13 protein-coding genes and 1 tRNA gene are annotated in these 18566 nt (G+C 41.2%); 8 read left to right on the forward strand and 6 right to left on the reverse strand.

The features are described from left to right. Window positions 1-91 precede the first annotated feature (91 nt). Entirely contained in the window at window positions 92-2092 is a 2001-nt protein-coding gene (locus PPBDW_RS13520; protein WP_036796090.1) for an oxidoreductase, read from the reverse strand. 514 nt (window positions 2093-2606) lie between these two features. Between PPBDW_RS13520 and PPBDW_RS13525 the strand changes: the two genes are divergently transcribed. After that, a complete protein-coding gene (locus PPBDW_RS13525) occupies window positions 2607-3290 on the forward strand; it encodes a 2'-5' RNA ligase family protein (protein ID WP_036796092.1) in 684 nt (227 codons plus the stop codon). A 78-nt stretch (window positions 3291-3368) separates the two neighbouring features. Here the strand turns inward: PPBDW_RS13525 and PPBDW_RS13530 are convergent, their stop codons facing one another. Next, a complete protein-coding gene (locus PPBDW_RS13530; RefSeq protein ID WP_036796093.1) occupies window positions 3369-4235 on the reverse strand; it encodes a PA4780 family RIO1-like protein kinase in 867 nt (288 codons plus the stop codon). A gap of 423 nt (window positions 4236-4658) precedes the next feature. Between PPBDW_RS13530 and PPBDW_RS13535 the strand changes: the two genes are divergently transcribed. Further along, window positions 4659-5981 carry a hypothetical protein gene (locus PPBDW_RS13535; protein WP_054262079.1) on the forward strand — a complete coding sequence of 441 codons (1323 nt, stop codon included), beginning with the start codon at window positions 4659-4661 and terminating at the stop codon, window positions 5979-5981. 242 nt (window positions 5982-6223) lie between these two features. Here the strand turns inward: PPBDW_RS13535 and PPBDW_RS13540 are convergent. After that, a tRNA-Leu gene (locus PPBDW_RS13540) sits at window positions 6224-6308 on the reverse strand. Window positions 6309-6551: 243 nt separating this feature from the next. On the opposite strand from PPBDW_RS13540, the gene PPBDW_RS13545 reads away from it, so the two are divergent. Further along, the gene (locus PPBDW_RS13545) at window positions 6552-7043 is read left to right on the forward strand and encodes an RDD family protein (protein ID WP_036796097.1); all 492 of its coding nucleotides are present in this window, start codon (window positions 6552-6554) and stop codon (window positions 7041-7043) included. A 64-nt stretch (window positions 7044-7107) separates the two neighbouring features. Here PPBDW_RS13545 and lptG read toward each other — a convergent pair whose 3' ends face one another. Both lptG and lptF read right to left on the reverse strand, forming a co-directional pair. After that, window positions 7108-8181, reverse strand: coding sequence for an LPS export ABC transporter permease LptG (gene lptG / locus PPBDW_RS13550; RefSeq protein ID WP_036796098.1), 1074 nt, complete (start codon window positions 8179-8181; stop codon window positions 7108-7110). Further along, on the reverse strand, window positions 8181-9281 hold the full coding sequence (gene lptF, locus PPBDW_RS13555; protein ID WP_036796099.1) for an LPS export ABC transporter permease LptF: 1101 nt from the start codon (window positions 9279-9281) through the stop codon (window positions 8181-8183). The genes lptG and lptF overlap by 1 nt, the downstream gene beginning before the upstream one ends. Before the next feature lie 195 nt (window positions 9282-9476). On the opposite strand from lptF, the gene pepA reads away from it, so the two are divergent. From pepA to PPBDW_RS13580, 5 genes are all read left to right on the forward strand, one after another. Next, on the forward strand, window positions 9477-10985 hold the full coding sequence (pepA, locus tag PPBDW_RS13560) for a leucyl aminopeptidase (RefSeq protein ID WP_036796100.1): 1509 nt from the start codon (window positions 9477-9479) through the stop codon (window positions 10983-10985). Window positions 10986-11033: 48 nt separating this feature from the next. Further along, window positions 11034-11486 carry a DNA polymerase III subunit chi gene (locus PPBDW_RS13565; protein WP_036796102.1) on the forward strand — a complete coding sequence of 151 codons (453 nt, stop codon included), beginning with the start codon at window positions 11034-11036 and terminating at the stop codon, window positions 11484-11486. Between the two features lie 28 nt (window positions 11487-11514). After that, window positions 11515-14376: a valine--tRNA ligase gene (locus tag PPBDW_RS13570; RefSeq protein ID WP_036796104.1), complete on the forward strand. Its 2862-nt coding sequence runs from the start codon at window positions 11515-11517 to the stop codon at window positions 14374-14376. Window positions 14377-14594: 218 nt separating this feature from the next. Further along, window positions 14595-15008, forward strand: coding sequence for a DUF2061 domain-containing protein (locus PPBDW_RS13575; RefSeq protein ID WP_036796105.1), 414 nt, complete (start codon window positions 14595-14597; stop codon window positions 15006-15008). A gap of 84 nt (window positions 15009-15092) precedes the next feature. Continuing rightward, complete coding sequence (locus tag PPBDW_RS13580; RefSeq protein ID WP_036796107.1) at window positions 15093-15998, forward strand: bifunctional helix-turn-helix transcriptional regulator/GNAT family N-acetyltransferase; 906 nt, start codon at window positions 15093-15095, stop codon at window positions 15996-15998. 100 nt (window positions 15999-16098) lie between these two features. On the opposite strand, the gene PPBDW_RS13585 is transcribed toward PPBDW_RS13580, so the two are convergent. Beyond that, a complete protein-coding gene (locus PPBDW_RS13585; RefSeq protein ID WP_036796108.1) occupies window positions 16099-18534 on the reverse strand; it encodes a beta-mannosidase in 2436 nt (811 codons plus the stop codon). Window positions 18535-18566: the final 32 nt, after the last annotated feature.

Below are 18566 nucleotides of genomic sequence, written 5' to 3' on the forward strand. Positions count from 1 at the left end.
CATGATAAAAATATTTAATATTCAGTAACAATGGATCAAAAAAAGGCACACTCAAATGAGTGTGCCTTGATATTGAACTTGATAAATTTATTTAAATATTACGTGCGACTTCGTAAGCATCCCACACCGCATTCATGATATTAGACACTTTACGTGCATCACCAATGAGGTAAGTATCTTTACCGCGACTTAAAATCTCATCATGAAGATCGTTAACGCTTGAATAACCAACGGCAATACAAACATTATCAGCCGCAATCTGCTCAACTCCAGTAGCGGTTTCAATATGCGCATGACCATTCTTATAACCGATAAACTTACTGCTGGTCATAATGTTAACTTGTGCTTCTTCCATTAAATCAAGCAACATTGATTTGTTAGCCCAGTTAGTATCAGCACCACCGTCCATCACGTTAGCAAGATATTCAACCACTGTTACTTGCTTGCCTTGGTTTTTCAGCCACAGCGCGACTTCACAACCCACTAGACCACCACCGATAATCACCACGTTGTTACCCACTGGCTTTTTGGCTAATAAGATATCATCAGCACTACAAATCTGAGGTTCATCAATACCTTCAATATTACGTAACCGTACTGGCACTGAACCTGTTGCAATAATTACGGCTTGCGCGTCATCTAACTCTTTTGAGTCTTTATCAATAGCGGTATTTAAATACATCGGCACAGCAAGGCGTTCTAACTCAACACGATACCAATCAAGTAGTTTCTCATCCGCTTTTTTAAAATCAGGGGCTGCGGCTTCGTAAATATGGCCACCAATTTGATCTGATTTTTCAAATAACTTTACTTCATGACCAGCAAGTTTCGCTACTCGTGCACTTTCAAGACCAGCAATACCACCACCGATAACAATCACACGTTTAGGCTCTAATGCTTTTTCAATATTGTAAATTTTTTCACGACCACAAGCAGGGTTTACTGAACATGAGATTGGCTTATGGTTAAAAATACGCTGTAAACAACCATCATGACAACCGATACAAGGACGAATCTGCTCTTCACGATTTTTCATGACCTTGTTTGGCCACTCAGGATCAGTCAATAACGGACGCGCTAGACCGACAAAATCAATTGAACCATTTTTAATCGAGTCTTGAGCTAGTTGAGGATCACCCATCTTACCGCCCATGATGATAGGCACATTAACAGCATCTTTAAGTTGTTTAACAAATGGAAGATATAGACCATCTTTAGCGTATAGCGGTGGATGCGCCCAATACCATGCATCATAAGAGCCCGTATCCGCATTAAAGCCATCATAACCCGCTTTTTCAAGGATCTTAGCTAACTCAAGTCCTTCTTCAGTATCACGTCCAGATTCTTTAGCTGCGACATTAATACCGCCTTTACCCAATTCTTTAATGAATGAGCGAATACTGTAACGTACGGTTACTGGATAGTTTTCACCCGCACCACGACGAATAGCTTTAAGAATTTCAATCGGGAAAGTCGCACGCTGCTCCAAATCACCATTGAAGCGATCGCTACGATCTTTGTTAAACACTGACATGGTAAATTGATCAGCTAAGTAACCTTCATGAACTGCATGCAATTCAATGCCATCAAAACCAACTTTTTTAGCAATGGCAGCCGCTTCTTCAAAACGAGAAATAATGCGTTCCACTTCTTCCGTGGTTAAAGCACGACACATCACATCAGGTTGCCAGTAGTTAGGCACTTCTGTTGGTGCAACTGGTTGAGTTTCAAGCAGCGTCGGTTTTGCTACTCGACCAAGACCAGCAGACACTTGTAAAAAGATTTTTGCGCCATAAGAATGTACACGCTCAATCATTTCATAACATGAATTTTCAAAAGCAGTAGGATTATGAGTTACACAGGTAAATGTCGGCATTTTCATGCGCTCAATTTCATTTTCTACCTTCGTAAAACCCGTAATAATCAGACCCACACCGCCCTTCGCTCTTTCAACAAAATAATCAGCAGCGCGTTGATTAAATTCGCCTTCACGGCCAGCAAGTCCCATAAGACCCATTGGTTCCATTACAATTCGGTTTTTAATAGTTACGCTACCAATTTTCATTGGTGTAAAGAGTTCTGATCTATTCATTATTATGCTTTTGAGTTAATAAACATTTGCCCTGAGTCTAAAAGCAAAAGAGTTATTAATTAAGTGCATTAAATGCATGAACGCTATGTTTACATATCATAACAATTGCTTTTTGTATGACAATAATATTAGTTTTTATGATCTTATAAACTAAAGTCATCATTAACGCTGACTTTAAGGCTATTGTTAGTTAAACAGTCATAAAACATTATAAAAAATAAGGATATTGACGTTGATAGACAATTCAACAGCCAAACAATCATGCTCATTTAATACCTAGTTCAGGTATTAATGGCGGTTTAAGTTTAAAATATCCATTCCTATTAAAATAAGTCGTTATCGTCTATAAAATCAGACAAATCCTGCTATGAAAAATATTAGCGAGCAAACTGATAAAATCATTTAAAGAATCGTTAATTTACGCTATTTGACGGTGAATGTTGCCAACGTACCCACAAAAAGATATCCCTAAAAGGAATATAATCAATTATTGGTTACTTCTAGGAATCTTCAAATGCTTAAAAAATGCATGTTAACACTGGCTTTGATTAGTATCAGTCAAGTCGCGCTGGCAAGCCCTTCCCCCTCCTCAACAACCAGCTATAATCTGTTTTTAATCCCAAGCCACAATGTTGATACAACAGTATCAACCATTAGCAATCAACTAAAACAACAACAACTATCCTCCCTTTATAGCCAAGGTTATTTACCTCATATCACGCTATATTTATCTCAATATTCAACCTCAAATCTCAAGTTACTTAAGCAACAAGCCCAACAACTTGCAAGCCAATGGCATCAATTTCCATTAACTCTTGATCATATTGAGCGTACCAAGGGAGATTGGTTGATGCTTGGGGTAAGTAACACTCGTGAACTGCAACGTTTAGCAGATACTGCAGCAATTACTGTCGCTCCACTACGTACCATGGATCAAAAAGCACCTGCTTGGGTAAATCACTACCCTGAAAAACTGGCTGCATTCCAACGTTATGGTAGTCCTAATGTCTTTACTAACTTTGAGCCTCATATCACTTTATTAGCGCAATCTGATCCTCAAAAACTGACTCAATTTATGGCTAACTATGGTGATAAATTTCAACCAGTAAACATTAAAGCACTAGGAGTAGGTATTGCCGCGGTTAATAGTAACGGTCAGGCTAAAGCCGTTATTGCCAGCTACTCATTTGTCAAATAACAGCGATAAAAAAGCCTCAACCAAAGGTTGAGGCTTTCATGTAAAATATTGCGATATCAAACTAAATGACGATAGCGATTACTCACTTTCCTCTTCATTTATTTCATCCATGAAACGGGCTCGACGTAATTCAGCCTCAGCCATAACGGCATTGATTTCAGCCATTAAGCCATCAATATCAGCATCAACTTCGCTTTCAATATACACGCCTGTTAATTCAGTCTCTGGCGTTAGCGTACCCGCTTGAAATAATGCCCACATTTCTTTGCCATATTGAGTTTCAAGTACTTCTGGCGCATAACGACCATAATAATTGGCCATGTTATTGACATCACGCTCAAACATCCATTTAGCGTTATTATTTGCAGAAGCATCTACCGCTTGAGGTAAATCAATAATCACTGGGCCTTGACCATCCACCAGCACATTAAATTCAGATAAATCGCCATGAATAAGACCAATACATAACATGCGCTTAATATAGGTGATCATTAACGCATGATCGCGTAAGGCTTGTTCTTTGGTTAGCGTGATATCATTTAAACGTGGAGCAACAGCGCCATCGGCATCTGTAATTAACTCCATCAATAACACCCCATCAAAACAACCATAAGGGATTGGCGCACGCACATCCGCTTTTAGCAATAATGACAGTGCATCGACTTCAGCCTGTTGCCATACTTTTTCTTGCTCATCGCGACCAAATTTAGAGCCTTTTTCCATTGCACGAGCGCGGCGGCTATTGCGCACTTTACGTCCTTCACGGTAAGTAACCGCTTTTTTAAAGCTACGCTGATCGATTTCTTTATAGACCTTGGCGCAACAAATTTTGCCACCACTGCGAACAACATACACAGAGGCTTCTTTACCGCTCATCAGTTGAGATAAAACGTCATCAACAAGACCATCTTCAACGAGGGGTTGTAATCGTGGAGGAATCTTCATTACACCTACATTAGTCAGTAACTGGAAATATACCTGTTTATAATATCGCATTATCGCTAGCTGAAAATTTTTAACAAGTATTGATGAGTGGTTATTTCTAAGCCGTCAACGTAAGTATAAAGCAACAGTAGTAAACACATCCGCCCCAAAAAACAACATTAACCTTAAAAAACAATAACATAAAACAAAATTTACAATGTATTTTTCATTATTAACTACTTTTAGTAACGCTCAGCTTAAATTTAAATAGTGATAATAAGCGCATGACACAATAGCTACAACAATCAACTTAGAAAACAACAACATAAAATTCCGCTCTTCAATATAGCTTTCATTTTCAGCTGCTTTCATTATTAGCGCCCATAAACATACCATTCGTTAATGGTTAACGATTTAACAATAAAAATAATAATGAGAAATCACATGAACTATTGTTTACTGCCGAAAAAATCATTACTCACAGTAGCGATTATGAGTACGCTAACCCTGTCACCATTCGCTATGGCGCAAACAAAAACGGATAACGGCTTTATTAATGGCTCATCACTCACAACCAAATTTATCAGTGATACTCGCGTTCGTTCCCGTAATGACAACCCAGCCTTTGACTCTTATGGCAGACTAAATTATTCCGCCTACAATGCCATAGTCGATTTAAATTCTGGTTACTATAACAACTTTATCGGCGTGGATGTTGCTGGTTATTTAGCTGGGGATGTTTATAACAATAGTATCCAAAATGATAACGATCAGTACTTATCAAATGAGATCTCATTCTCACAAAACCAAGACTGGGGGTCAGGCAATGGTCCTCATCTAAAACTTTATACTGCTGCAGTTAAATTTAAATACCAAGATCTCTTTAGCGGTAAAGTCGGTTTAATTCAATCAACAGGTAATGGTACTGTTGGTAACGTATGGTCATTTGTCCCTGGTACTTACCGTGGTTTAGAACTTAATGCTCATGTTGGTGGTGGTAAATTAACTTACTTCTGGGCTGATAAATACACCGCACCATGGTTACTCAGTGAGGATGATTACGTTGGCTGGGCAAATACCCAGTGGAACTATTTACACTCATTAGGTTATGAAAACAGTTTTGATAACTTCTCTTATAACCTTGGTATTGGTCAAGCTATGGATGTCCGTTATAACGACACTAGCCGTAGCGTGAATCCGACCTCATATAAACTCTACACTCGCTATCAACTTAACCCCAATACGCAACTTGCAGCTGATTTTTATGGTGTAAACGATAAGGTTAAATATAATGGTTTAGGTTATATGACAGGGCTATCGTTACACATGAATCATGGTCAATGGAGTTGGTTATCTCAACTACGTTATGCTAACAGTAATAATGATACTGAGGTTGTACCACGTACGATTTATACCTATGCGATGAATAACGGTAGTTGGTCACAATTCTGGGATGCGTTATCTGATTGGAACCAATCTGGTGAAGTATCAATGTATAACCGTTTATCTTTTAATGCTGGTAATGGTTGGAACTACTACATGGGTGTGGGCTACGGCTCAGGCATGGATAGCGCTAAAGTCGGCTATAGCAGTGAAGCTGCGGTAAATGGCACTGTTGGCTACACGCTACAACAAGGTACACTCAAAGGCAGTGTGGTGCAGTTACACAGTACTTGGTTAACCCGCGATGAAGTTAAATCAGCCACTGCAGGCAAAGATGAAACCGATGTCCGTTTGCAAGTAATCATTCCCTATACAGTGTTTTGATAACTAACAGCTACCAATATTAAGCCTCAACATTATGTTGGGGCTTTTTTATAACAGCAGCGACAACAAGGTTATTAACTACAGCGAATAGAGAAAGAGAATAGAACCAACATAAACAAGGGGGACTTAAACCCGCTTTCCTTTGATTGATGACAAGGTGAAAAGCGAACTTAAGAAATTTAGAATGACAATGAGGCACAAAAAAAGCCCCAATCTTGCGATTGAGGCTTTTCTCTGAAATTTGGTGCCCGAGGACGGACTTGAACCGTCACTCCCGAAGGAAACGGATTTTGAATCCGTCGTGTATACCAATTTCACCACTCGGGCTTATGGTGGCTATTATACGTATATCGTGTTGATGCGCAAGCGATAATCTAGAACATTTATCATATAAATATCCAAGCGCTGTTTTTTTAAGCCACACTGGCTTTATTGATGCTAATCAAGCCGCTATGTGATGGAGCTCATGAATATATTTTGTAGCAATTTAGTTCATTCATCTGAATTTAGTTTACTGCTACACTGCCGCCCATAAGGATTTGTTCACCCATCATTGATACTGGAACCATCATGAAGAAAACCAAACCACAACATACTAAACCGTCACACCAATACCCAAGCTTATTACGTCGTCTAGGCGCTTGGTTCTACGATACTCTTATCGTCGCAGCTATTTTAATGGTTGCAGGTGCACTTGCGATGGCGATTGTTGCGGCGCTACTTCATATTGGAATACTTACTTTAGGTGACTACCACGACGCCAGTGACTATTTAATCTCAGACCCGACGGCAAGTGCGTTGTACAGTGCTTACCTTGCTATCGTGATTATTGGTTTTTATAGCTATTTTTGGACTCAGGCAGGACAAACCTTAGGCATGCGTGCATGGAAATTAAAACTTCAAAATGAAGATGGCTCTCGCATTAAAATTACTCAAGCCTTTATTCGTATTGCTACCTCAGCATTTGGTTTAGGTAACTTACTGGCATTTAATAATCAACGTCGTTCAATGCAAGATATTATGGCTGAATGCGAAATGGTCGTAACGGAAAAAGTGTCATAACACCGCACCATTTTAAAATATAATTCTTAATAAAAAAGGAGCCTTCAGGCTCCTTTTTTAATCGCTATAATTTACGTCTGAGTAAATAAATAGTGATGGCTAAAAACACCAAACTTGGCGCCAGAGCGCCAATAACCGGTGGTAAGTTATAGACTAAACTCATCGGTCCAAAGACTTCATTGGAGATATAAAACCCAAAGCCAAAGATAACCCCAGATAACACTCGCGCTCCCATAGTAACCGAGCGTAATGGTCCAAATACAAATGATAACGCCAATAGCATCATTACTGCGATGGAGACTGGTTGTAATGCTTTACGCCAAAATGCCAATTCATAACGCATAGCATCTTGCTTAGATTCTTTTAAATAACCCACATAATTATATAAGCCAGATAACGATAATTCTTCCGGTTTAACCGTCACTACCGCTAATTTATCTGGCGTTAAGGTTGTTTGCCATTTTTTAGTTTCATAATGGGTATTTTTGATCTGTGCCTGATTGGTCATATCTGTCACAGTGACATTGTGCATCGTCCAGCCTTTTTGGGCATCATAACTGGCGGTTTTGGCAGATAACACATCAAGCAATTTATCTTGATTATTAAATTGCCAAATATTAACCACATCAATTTGATTTTTATCATGCACACGACCGAGATAAATAAAATCATTATCATCTTTGGCCCACACACCACTTTGAACCGATAGCATACTGCCGCCACTGATCCATAATGCACGTAGTTCACGCGCCGCTTTTTGCGATTGTGGTGCCCCCCATTGGCCTAATAACGTCACAATGATCATCAATGGCACTGCCGTTTTTAGGGTGGATAAACCAATATCTAGCTTAGAAAATCCAGCGGCTTGCATGACCACCAGCTCAGAGCTTGACGCTAACATTCCTAAGCCGATTAATGCTCCCAGCAATACTGCCATTGGGAAAAATGTCACGATATCTTGTGGCATTGATAACAATACAAAATATAACGCTTTAAGAAGATCGTAACTGCCTTGACCGACTTTACGTAACTGCTCAACATATTTAATGATGGCAGATAATCCCACTAACGTTGATAAGGTTAATGCCGATGTCGCGATAATAGTTCGGCCAATATACCAGTCGAGAATTTTAAACATTAACCGCGTCTCCGTAATTTATCTTTGAAGCGTCGCACCGGCAAACTATCCCAGCTATTTAAACCAATCGCGATTAATAACGCGCCAATATTAATCGGCCACATTCCCATCCAACTAGGAATGAAACCATCTTCAATCGCAGATTTTGCTGATGATATCGCTAAGAAATAAGCTAAGTAAATCAAGACTGCCGGCGCTAACTTCGCAAACCGTCCTTGACGCGGATTAACTGCCGACAACGGCACCACAATCATCACCAATAATGGAATACATAAGATTAACGATAACCGCCATTGCAGCTCTGCTGTAGCGGCTTTACTTGGATCTTTCAATAATTCAGCAGTGGTTTTCGCTTCCCAATCACGATCACCTTGTTTCACTTTACGTTGACCAATTAACGCTTGGTAATCATCAAATTGAGTGATGCCATAATTAAGCTGAGTCGGCACCCCTTCATAACGCGTACCATGCTGTAAATCCAACATTTGGCGACCATCTGCTTGTTCAGTAACAAAACCACGCTTTGCCACCATAACACTTGGTTGTAACGTATCTTGAGCTCTTAATTGAGCAACAAATACATTATGCAGTTTGGATCCTTTATCAGTAATATCATTAACAAATACTACCCCAGAACCATTAGGTGTCATCTGGAAAGTACCTTTAACCAGCATATTTAAGCCTGGATCAGCTTTCGCTTGATTCATGACTTGTTCAATTTTATTTTGAGACCACGGTGCAACCCATAATGCATTCGCAGTAGCAATCGAGCCAGTAATCAATGCCAACGCTAATGCTGAGCGAATAAGAAACTTATTCCCCATACCAGTGGCACTCATCACGGTTATTTCACTTTCAGCGTACAAACGACCAAATGTTAGCAAAATACCTATATATAAACTCAGTGGTAACATCAGCAACGCCATTGCTGGAATAGAAAGCCCCATTAGAGTAATGATGAGATCACTCGGGATCGAACCATCAGTCGCTTGTGCTAAAATGTGGATGAACTTTTGGCTAATAAAAACAAGAAAAAGCACAAAAAGTACCGCTAATTGGCTTTTTACTGTCTCTCTCGTCAAATACCTAACAATAATCACGCGTTATATTCCCATAGAAAACTTGTTTTTTTGATGGAATCACTATAGTTTTTCGTTAAATTAGTTATTTTTTTATCTTTCGGCTGAATGTAAGTCCGCGCTTTTAAGCCTATACCGAAATCTCGGCAGAGCAAGCAAGTGTGGTATTATCTAACATTTAGCGTTAATTGTCTTTATAGGATGTTAGGAGTACGCATGGAGTTCAGTGTCAAAAGCGGTAGCCCCGAAAAACAGCGCAGTGCGTGTATTGTCGTGGGCGTATTTGAACCACGTCGCCTCTCTCCAATCGCGGAACAGCTAGACAAAATTAGTGATGGCTATATTAGCTCATTACTACGTCGTGGTGACCTTGAAGGTAAACCAGGACAGATGTTGCTATTGCATCATGTTCCCAACGTATTGTCAGAACGTGTATTACTTGTTGGTTGCGGTAAAGAGCGTGAACTTGATGAGCGCCAATATAAGCAAATCATCAAAAAAACCATCAGCACTTTAAATGAAACAGGCTCAATGGAAGCAGTATGTTTCCTTACTGAGTTGCATGTTAAAGGTCGCGACACCTACTGGAAAGTACGTCAAGCAGTAGAAACGACTAAAGATAGCCTTTATACCTTCAACCAGTTTAAAAGTAACAAGCCAGAGACGCGCCGTCCACTACGTAAATTAGTTTTTAACGTACCAACTCGTCGTGAGCTTTCTTTAGGCGAACGAGCTATTGCTCATGGTCTTGCTATTTCTTCAGGCGTTAAAGCCAGTAAAGATCTAGGTAATATGCCGCCTAACGTGGCAAATCCTGCTTATCTAGCTTCACAGGCACGTCGTTTAGCAGATGATTTTGAAACGGTCACTACCAAAATCATTGGTGAGCAAGAAATGGCAACCTTAGGGATGACATCCTATCTTGCTGTTGGTCAAGGCTCAAAAAATGAAGCCATGATGTCAGTGATTGAGTACAAAGGCCATCCAGATCCAGACACCAAACCAATTGTTCTGGTCGGTAAAGGTCTAACATTTGACTCAGGCGGTATTTCTATCAAGCCTGGTGCTCAAATGGACGAAATGAAGTATGACATGTGTGGTGCTGCTTCCGTATTTGGAACCATGAAAGCACTGGCTAAACTTAATCTACCAATCAATGTGGTTGGTATTCTAGCCGGCTGTGAAAATATGCCAGGTGGCGGTGCTTACCGTCCTGGTGATATTTTAACAACCATGTCAGGCCAAACAGTTGAAGTATTAAATACTGATGCTGAAGGCCGGTTAGTACTGTGTGACGCATTAACTTACGTTGAGCGTTTTGAACCTGAATGTGTGGTTGATATTGCCACTCTGACAGGTGCATGTGTGGTAGCACTAGGTCATCATATTAGTGGTTTAATGGGTAACCATAATCCACTTGCTCATGAACTTATTAATGCTTCAGAGCAATCAGGTGATCGCGCTTGGCGTCTACCTATGAGTGATGAATACCAAGAGCAAATTGCCAGTCCATTTGCAGATATGGCTAACCTAGGTACTCCTGGTGCTGGCACCATTACTGCGGGTTGTTTCTTATCACGTTTTACTAAGAAATATAATTGGGCTCACCTCGATATTGCAGGTACTGCTTGGAAAGGTGGCGCAGCCAAAGGCTCTACCGGACGTCCGGTACCCTTATTGGTCCAATTCCTCCTCAATCGAGCAGGCCAAGAGATTGTCGAATAAGACACTCAGAAAAGGGCCGTTGGCCCTTTTCTTTTAGGACATTAATTTATGACTCATGCTACGTTTTATATATTAGATGATAATCAAGATGGTGCTGATAGCGATTTTCAGTGGCATTTTGCTTGTCGTTGCGCAGCCATGAGTTACCGTCAAGGGTTACGGGTTTACTTACTTGCAGCAAACAAACAACAAGCAGAACAAATAGATGAATATCTATGGCAACAAGATCCTGACAGCTTTGTCCCGCACAATTTAATTGGCGAAGGACCAAGAGGCGGATCGCCGGTTGAAATTGGTTGGCCTGGTTTACGCTATAGCGGACACCGCGCAGTATTAATTAATTTAGCCGAAATTGTCGCAAATTTTGCGGTTAGCTTTGCACAAGTGGTAGACTTTGTCCCTTGCGATGAAACGCTCAAGCAGCAAGCACGTGAACGCTATAAGGCTTACCGCCTTGCTGGCATTCAAATAACGACTGCCGCTGCTACTGAGACGCCTTAATTCCACATAGAATCCTTCTAAGAGCGCTATGGAAAAGACATACAACCCACAATCAATTGAACAAGCGCTTTATCAGCGCTGGGAAGAGGCTGGTTACTTTAAGCCTCATGGTGATACATCTAAAGATGCTTACAGCATTATGATCCCGCCACCAAACGTTACAGGTAGCCTACACATGGGCCACGCGTTCCAGGATACCATTATGGATACCCTGATCCGTTGTGAGCGTATGAAAGGTAAAAATACCTTGTGGCAAGTTGGTACTGACCACGCAGGTATTGCTACCCAAATGGTTGTGGAGCGTAAGATCGCTGCTGAAGAAGGCAAAACTAAACACGACTACGGCCGTGATGCTTTCATCGATAAAATCTGGGAATGGAAGAACGAATCTGGTGGCACTATCACCAAACAGCTTCGTCGCCTTGGCGCATCGGTAGACTGGGATCGTGAGCGCTTCACCATGGATGACGGCTTATCAAATGCTGTTCAAGAAGTGTTTGTGCGTTTATATCAAGAAGACCTACTTTACCGTGGTAAGCGTTTGGTTAACTGGGATCCAAAACTGCATACAGCAATCTCTGACATCGAAGTTGAAAACAAAGATGTTAAAGGTCATATGTGGCACTTCCGCTACCCACTAGCAGATGGCGTTCAAACCGCTGACGGTAAAGACTACATTGTTGTAGCCACTACGCGTCCTGAAACTATGCTTGGCGATACTGGTGTTGCGGTAAACCCTGAAGATCCACGCTACAAAGATCTAATCGGCAAAGAAATCATCCTACCTATCGTTGGCCGTCGCATTCCTATTTTAGGCGATGAACATGCTGATATGGATAAAGGTACTGGTTGTGTAAAGATCACTCCAGCACACGATTTCAATGACTACGAAGTAGGTAAGCGTCATAGCCTACCAATGATTAACATCCTAACCTTCAATGCTGATATTCGTAACAGCGCAGAAGTCTTCACCACTAATGGCGAAGAAAGCGATGTATACAGCACAGAGTTGCCAGCAAAATACCATGGTATGGAGCGTTTCGCAGCCCGTAAAGCTATCGTGGCGGAATTTGACGAATTAGGTCTGCTAGAAGAAATTAAAGATCATGATCTTACCATCCCTTATGGTGATCGTGGTGGCGTAGTTATCGAACCAATGCTAACAGCACAATGGTACGTTCGCGCAGCACCATTAGCTCAACCTGCTATTCAAGCGGTTGAGAACGGTGACATTCAATTTGTACCTAAGCAGTACGAAAACATGTACTTCTCTTGGATGCGTGATATTCAAGATTGGTGTATTTCTCGTCAACTGTGGTGGGGCCACCGCATTCCAGCTTGGTACGATAACGACGGTAATGTTTACGTTGGTCGTAATGAAGCAGAAGTACGTGAAAAGCACAACTTAGCGCCTGTTGTGGTGCTAAACCAAGATAACGACGTGCTTGATACCTGGTTCTCATCAGCGTTGTGGACATTTGGTACTCAAGGCTGGCCAGAAAATACGCCAGATCTTAAAACCTTCCACCCATCAGACGTGTTGGTAACAGGTTTTGACATTATCTTCTTCTGGGTTGCACGTATGATCATGATGACCATGCACTTCTGTAAAGATGAAGACGGCAAGCCACAAGTTCCTTTTAAAACTGTTTATGTTACTGGTCTTATCCGTGATGAAAACGGTGATAAGATGTCAAAATCGAAAGGTAACGTGCTTGATCCTATCGATATGATCGATGGTATTGATCTTGAGTCTTTAGTTGAAAAACGTTGTGGCAACATGATGCAACCTCAACTTGCAGCTAAGATCGAAAAAGCAACCCGTAAGACATTTGAAGCAGGTATTGAACCTTACGGTACAGATGCATTACGTTTCACCCTTGCTGCAATGGCCTCTACTGGCCGTGACATCAATTGGGATATGAAACGTCTTGAAGGTTACCGCAACTTCTGTAATAAGCTATGGAACGCTAGCCGTTACGTACTGATGAATACAGAAGATCAAGATTGTGGTTTCGCTACTGGTAGCGAGCTAGAGTATTCACTGGCTGATAAGTGGATCGAATCACAATTCCAATTAGCAGCGAAAGAATTCAATACTCATATTGATAACTTCCGCCTAGATATGGCTGCTGGTGTACTGTACGAGTTCATCTGGAACCAATTCTGTGACTGGTATTTAGAGCTAACTAAACCGGTTCTATGGAAAGGCACTGAAGCACAACAGCGTGCAACACGCCATACTCTAATCACAGTACTAGAAAAGACATTACGTCTTGCACATCCAGTATTGCCTTACATCACTGAATCAATCTGGCAGAGTGTTAAGCCACTAGTTGATGGTGTTGAAGGTGAAACGATCATGACTCAGGCACTGCCTCAGTTTGATGATGCACAGTTTGACCAAGCTGCTATCACTGACATTGAGTTTGTTAAAGCGTTTATCACTAGCATTCGTAACCTACGTGCTGAATATGATATCGCCCCAAGCAAGCCATTATCAGTAATGCTAAAGGTAGCTGATACTGCTGATGCAGCACGTGTTGAAGCAAATCTTACCGTACTTAAATCGCTAGCTAAACTAGAAGAAATTAAAGTATTGGCTGATGGCGAAGTAACACCAGCTTGTGCGACTGCATTAGTGGGTAAATCTGAGTTGATGATCCCAATGGCAGGTCTGATTGACAAAGATGCTGAGCTTGCACGTTTAGACAAAGAGATTGCGAAAATGGAAGGCGAAATCAAACGCACTTCTGGCAAGCTAAGTAACGAAGGTTTCGTTGCTAAAGCACCTGAAATCGTGATCACTAAAGAACGTGAGAAGTTAGCAGGTTATGAAGAAACACTGGTTAAACTGACAGAGCAAAAAGCAACCATTGCTGCGCTATAAGTTTTAACTAAGATCTAAAAACAAAAACCGACGTTTCGACGTCGGTTTTTTTTCGGCTCAATATTTCATTTCCCCACCAGCAATTATTCATATTTCTAAAGCATCGATAAACCCACCCGCACAATAGCTTTTAACTATTGATAATATATAAAATACCGAATTTACCTATTGATATGATTTTGTAATACTCATTACATCAAATTAATGGAATTAACCTTATGAAGAAAACCCTCAGCTTTGCCGCAATCCACTTTACCGTTGCTTTTAGTCTGGCATTCTTATTAACGGGTGATCTCTTAATTGGCGGCCTAATTGCTTTGGTTGAACCTATGGTCAATACCGTCGCATTCTACTTCCATGAAAAAATATGGCAGACTAAAAAGCTTATCCAAACCCAATCTGCATCCCCTAGCCGTAAAACCATCAGTTTTGCAGTACTCCATTTCAGTGTTGCTTTTACGGTAGTCTACCTCTTAACGGGTGATTTAGTGATTGGTGGTGCTATGGCAATGATCGAACCAACCATAAACACTCTAGCTTATTACCTTCACGAACGCGTATGGCAGAAAAAACAACAATCACAAAATCAGCCACAACAGTTAATGTCGATGATGGTTTGTTTACATCATTAACAACAGCACACGACTTTCATCACTGATTTTTCGGTTAATCGCCGCTATTATTTAGTTGCGATTAACAACAATTAGGATGTGTTTATGCACCCTCAGCAACTGCGCCAACTTTCTCGACAACTGGTGCGCCAATTAGGCATGCTCAATAATCAATGTGGTGCCATGGCCTTAACTCCAGTCCAAGCACATACCTTAATTGAACTTGAGCAAGGCCCATGCAGTGTTAGTCAAATGGCACAGCACTTAAAAGTCGATAAATCCAATGCCAGTCGTAATCTTGCGATGCTACTTAATCAAGACTTAGTCACCACCATTAGCCACCCAACCGATCGGCGTAGTCAATTATCCCAATTAACATCAACCGGTCAGCAAGCATTACGACAATTACACCGCCAACTTGATATCAATAGCCAACATATTTTAGATCAGCTCGATGATGATGAAATCGTCCATTTAGGCTCAAGTTTACATCGCTATTCACGTGCACTCACTGCGGTAGAACAACAGCAGGAGTATAAGATCAGACCCATTACCGCATTCGATAACACCGCTATTGCGACCATTATTCGTAAAGTATCGCTTGAATATGGACTCACTGGCGACAAAGGTTACAGCGTGAACGATCCTATTTTAGATAATATGGCACACGTTTACCGACCCGATAATTGCAACTACTGGGTGATAGAAAAAGATCAGCGTATTTTAGGTGGTGGAGGTGTAGCGGCACTGGCGGGACAAGAAGATTGGTGTGAATTACAAAAGATGTATTTTTTACCCGCATTACGAGGTAAAGGCTTAGCGCGAAAAATAGCAGTACAAGCATTAAAGTTTGCTCGCCAACAAGGATATAAAGGCTGCTATTTAGAGACTACCGCAGCACTTAAAGAAGCGATTTATTTATACCAATCTCTTGGATTTGTTAACATTCCACAGCGCATGGGCAATACTGGTCACGATAGTTGTGAAATTAAAATGATCAAAACCTTCTAAATAATCACGCCACCTTAAAATAATAGCGGCAATAAAAACCCCTACTTGTTGAATCACATCACGGTAATAACAAGCAGGGTTTATTCTATATTATTGGTAATTAGTAACTTTGTTTTAGGTGATAAACTCGCAGCCCTTGCACCACTTCAGCATAACTCGCCGAACCAATATATTTAATCTGGCGTTGGTGCTCAGGTACTAGGGTAAAACTTGAATCCTCAAATCGCCCTTCACCTTCAAATTCCAAATGCACAAAAAATGCTGGCTTACTGCTACTCAGCATCACCACGATCTCATTATTGTGCTCAGCGACTTCAAAGCGTAAATCAGGACAAGCCAACTCACAATATTTTGGTCGTGCAGGAAACCACGTGTTCTCAATCAATTGCTGGCCACTATACAAATGAACATGGAAGAAGCCATCTTGTTCATGGCCGTCTAAATCTTCATTTAACCATTCCCACACCACTTTGGTCGAGTCAGCTTCTAAGTATTGAGCAATCGGTTCACGATAGAGGATTTCTCCATCCCAACTTTGCCATACCACCTCACCTTTTAACTCGGTATTTTTACGACCATCATTGACTAAATGTAACTTCAGCCCTTGTTGATCACGCGTAAAAGTTGCCATTTGCGGAGCGAAAAAACGCCGCGCATGATAATGCAATTGTTTCCACCGACCACTGTATTCTAACGATGACCATGAACTTACGGGCCAACAATCATTTAACTGCCAAAATAGCATGCCGCGGTTAGTCGGTTTTTGTGTACGCCAATATTCAGCGGCTGTTTTAACGGCTAATGCTTGTTGCACTTGCGACAAATACAGCATATTGACAAACCCATTAGGAAAACGGAAATAACGGGTAAACATCTCGGTAATGATCGAATTACCATTCGTGCTTTTCTGATGGCTTTCAAAACTTGGCGAGCTAATATTCCAATCTTGCTCAGGCAAACAACTTTTTACGGTTGGTAACGACGGCCAGGATTGAAACCCAAATTCAGAGCAAAAGCGTGGCGTAACTTGCAGGTAAGCATCAAACTCTTTACCACTATCCCACACATCCCAACAGTGCATATCACCGCGATGAGGATCATGGTGCCAAGTATCTATAATATCCAATTCACCATTACATGGTGAGCTAGCCCAGAAACGACGAGATGGATCTTCACGCTCAACCACTTCAGCTAAAGTACGGTTAAGACGATCATAATTGATCAGATGCTTTTCACGATGCTGACGCGACTCAGGATCACGATTAATTGCTCCCAAAACTTCATTATCGCCGCACCACAAGACTAAACTTGGGTGATCTTTTAAGCGCCGAACTTGGAATTCGACCTCTTGCTCAACTTCAGCAATGAAATCAGGCGTTGACGGATAAAGAGCATTAGCAAACATCAGATCTTGCCAAACAAGTAGCCCTAACTCATCACAAAGATTATAAAAGATGTCTTTTTCATACATGCCACCGCCCCACACCCGCAGCATATTCATATTGGCTGCGGCCGCATCGGTTAACAAACTACGATAACGTTGTTCAGTCATACGTGCAGGCATTGCATCAAGCGGAATCCAATTGGCACCACGAACTGAAATGGGTACATCATTGACCATCACTACCATGCTTTGACCATGATCGTCGTCTTCCGTTACCAATTCTAATTTACGCAATCCAATTTGCTTAGTGATCGCAACCCCATCAGCTTCAAGTGCTAACTTATAGAGTCGTTGTTTGCCATAACCTGCAGGCCACCAATGACGTGGATTATCAATTCGAAAAATCACACTGGCTTTGGTTGCTTCGCGATCAAGCGTAAGGTGGAAAGTCTGCCCATCAAAGGTCACTGACGCATTAGCCAAACCTTTTTCAGAGACAACTTCATAATGTAACGTAACCGCCAATTCACACTCTTGCTGGTGCCATTTCTGTTTGGTGGCTAAATGACTAATACGTACGTGCTCAATGGGTTGCAGTACAATATCACCATAAACACCCAATACCGACAGGCAAATACTCCAATCCCAACCACTATGAAATTGTGGTTTTCGAAGGGTATTCATAAATGGAATTTGGTTATTACCTTCAGCCCATGGGAGTGGAAACGGTAATTTATCGGCGCGATTTTTAGCAGCTAAATCAGCGCGATGTAATACAATTTCAATGCGGTTAGTCCCTACTTGCAAACAACTTAATACATCCACCTTATGACGCATGAACATATTATTAAAATCTGCAACGGTATGACCATTAACACGAATTTCAGCAACCGTATCAAGCTGATTCAATACCAAGTCCATGGCATTACACGTCAGTTGCTCGGCTGTTAATTCAAAGTGGCGGCTGACAATCCAGTCGCACTCACCAACCCACTGAACTTTTTTTTCATTGGTTGCCCAATAAGGATCAGGGATCTCTCCAGCTGCATATAATGCTGAGTGAACATCACCCGGCAAATCAATATGAAGGTCTTGAATTGCTGAACGTTGAACACACGCAAGCAACCACTGGCCATTAAGTGAGATTGTCATCAATCACTCCAATACTGAGTTATTCAGTATGA

The sequence above is a fragment of the Photobacterium kishitanii genome (assembly GCF_000613045.3).
GTDB classification, from domain to species: Bacteria; Pseudomonadota; Gammaproteobacteria; order Enterobacterales; family Vibrionaceae; genus Photobacterium; species Photobacterium kishitanii.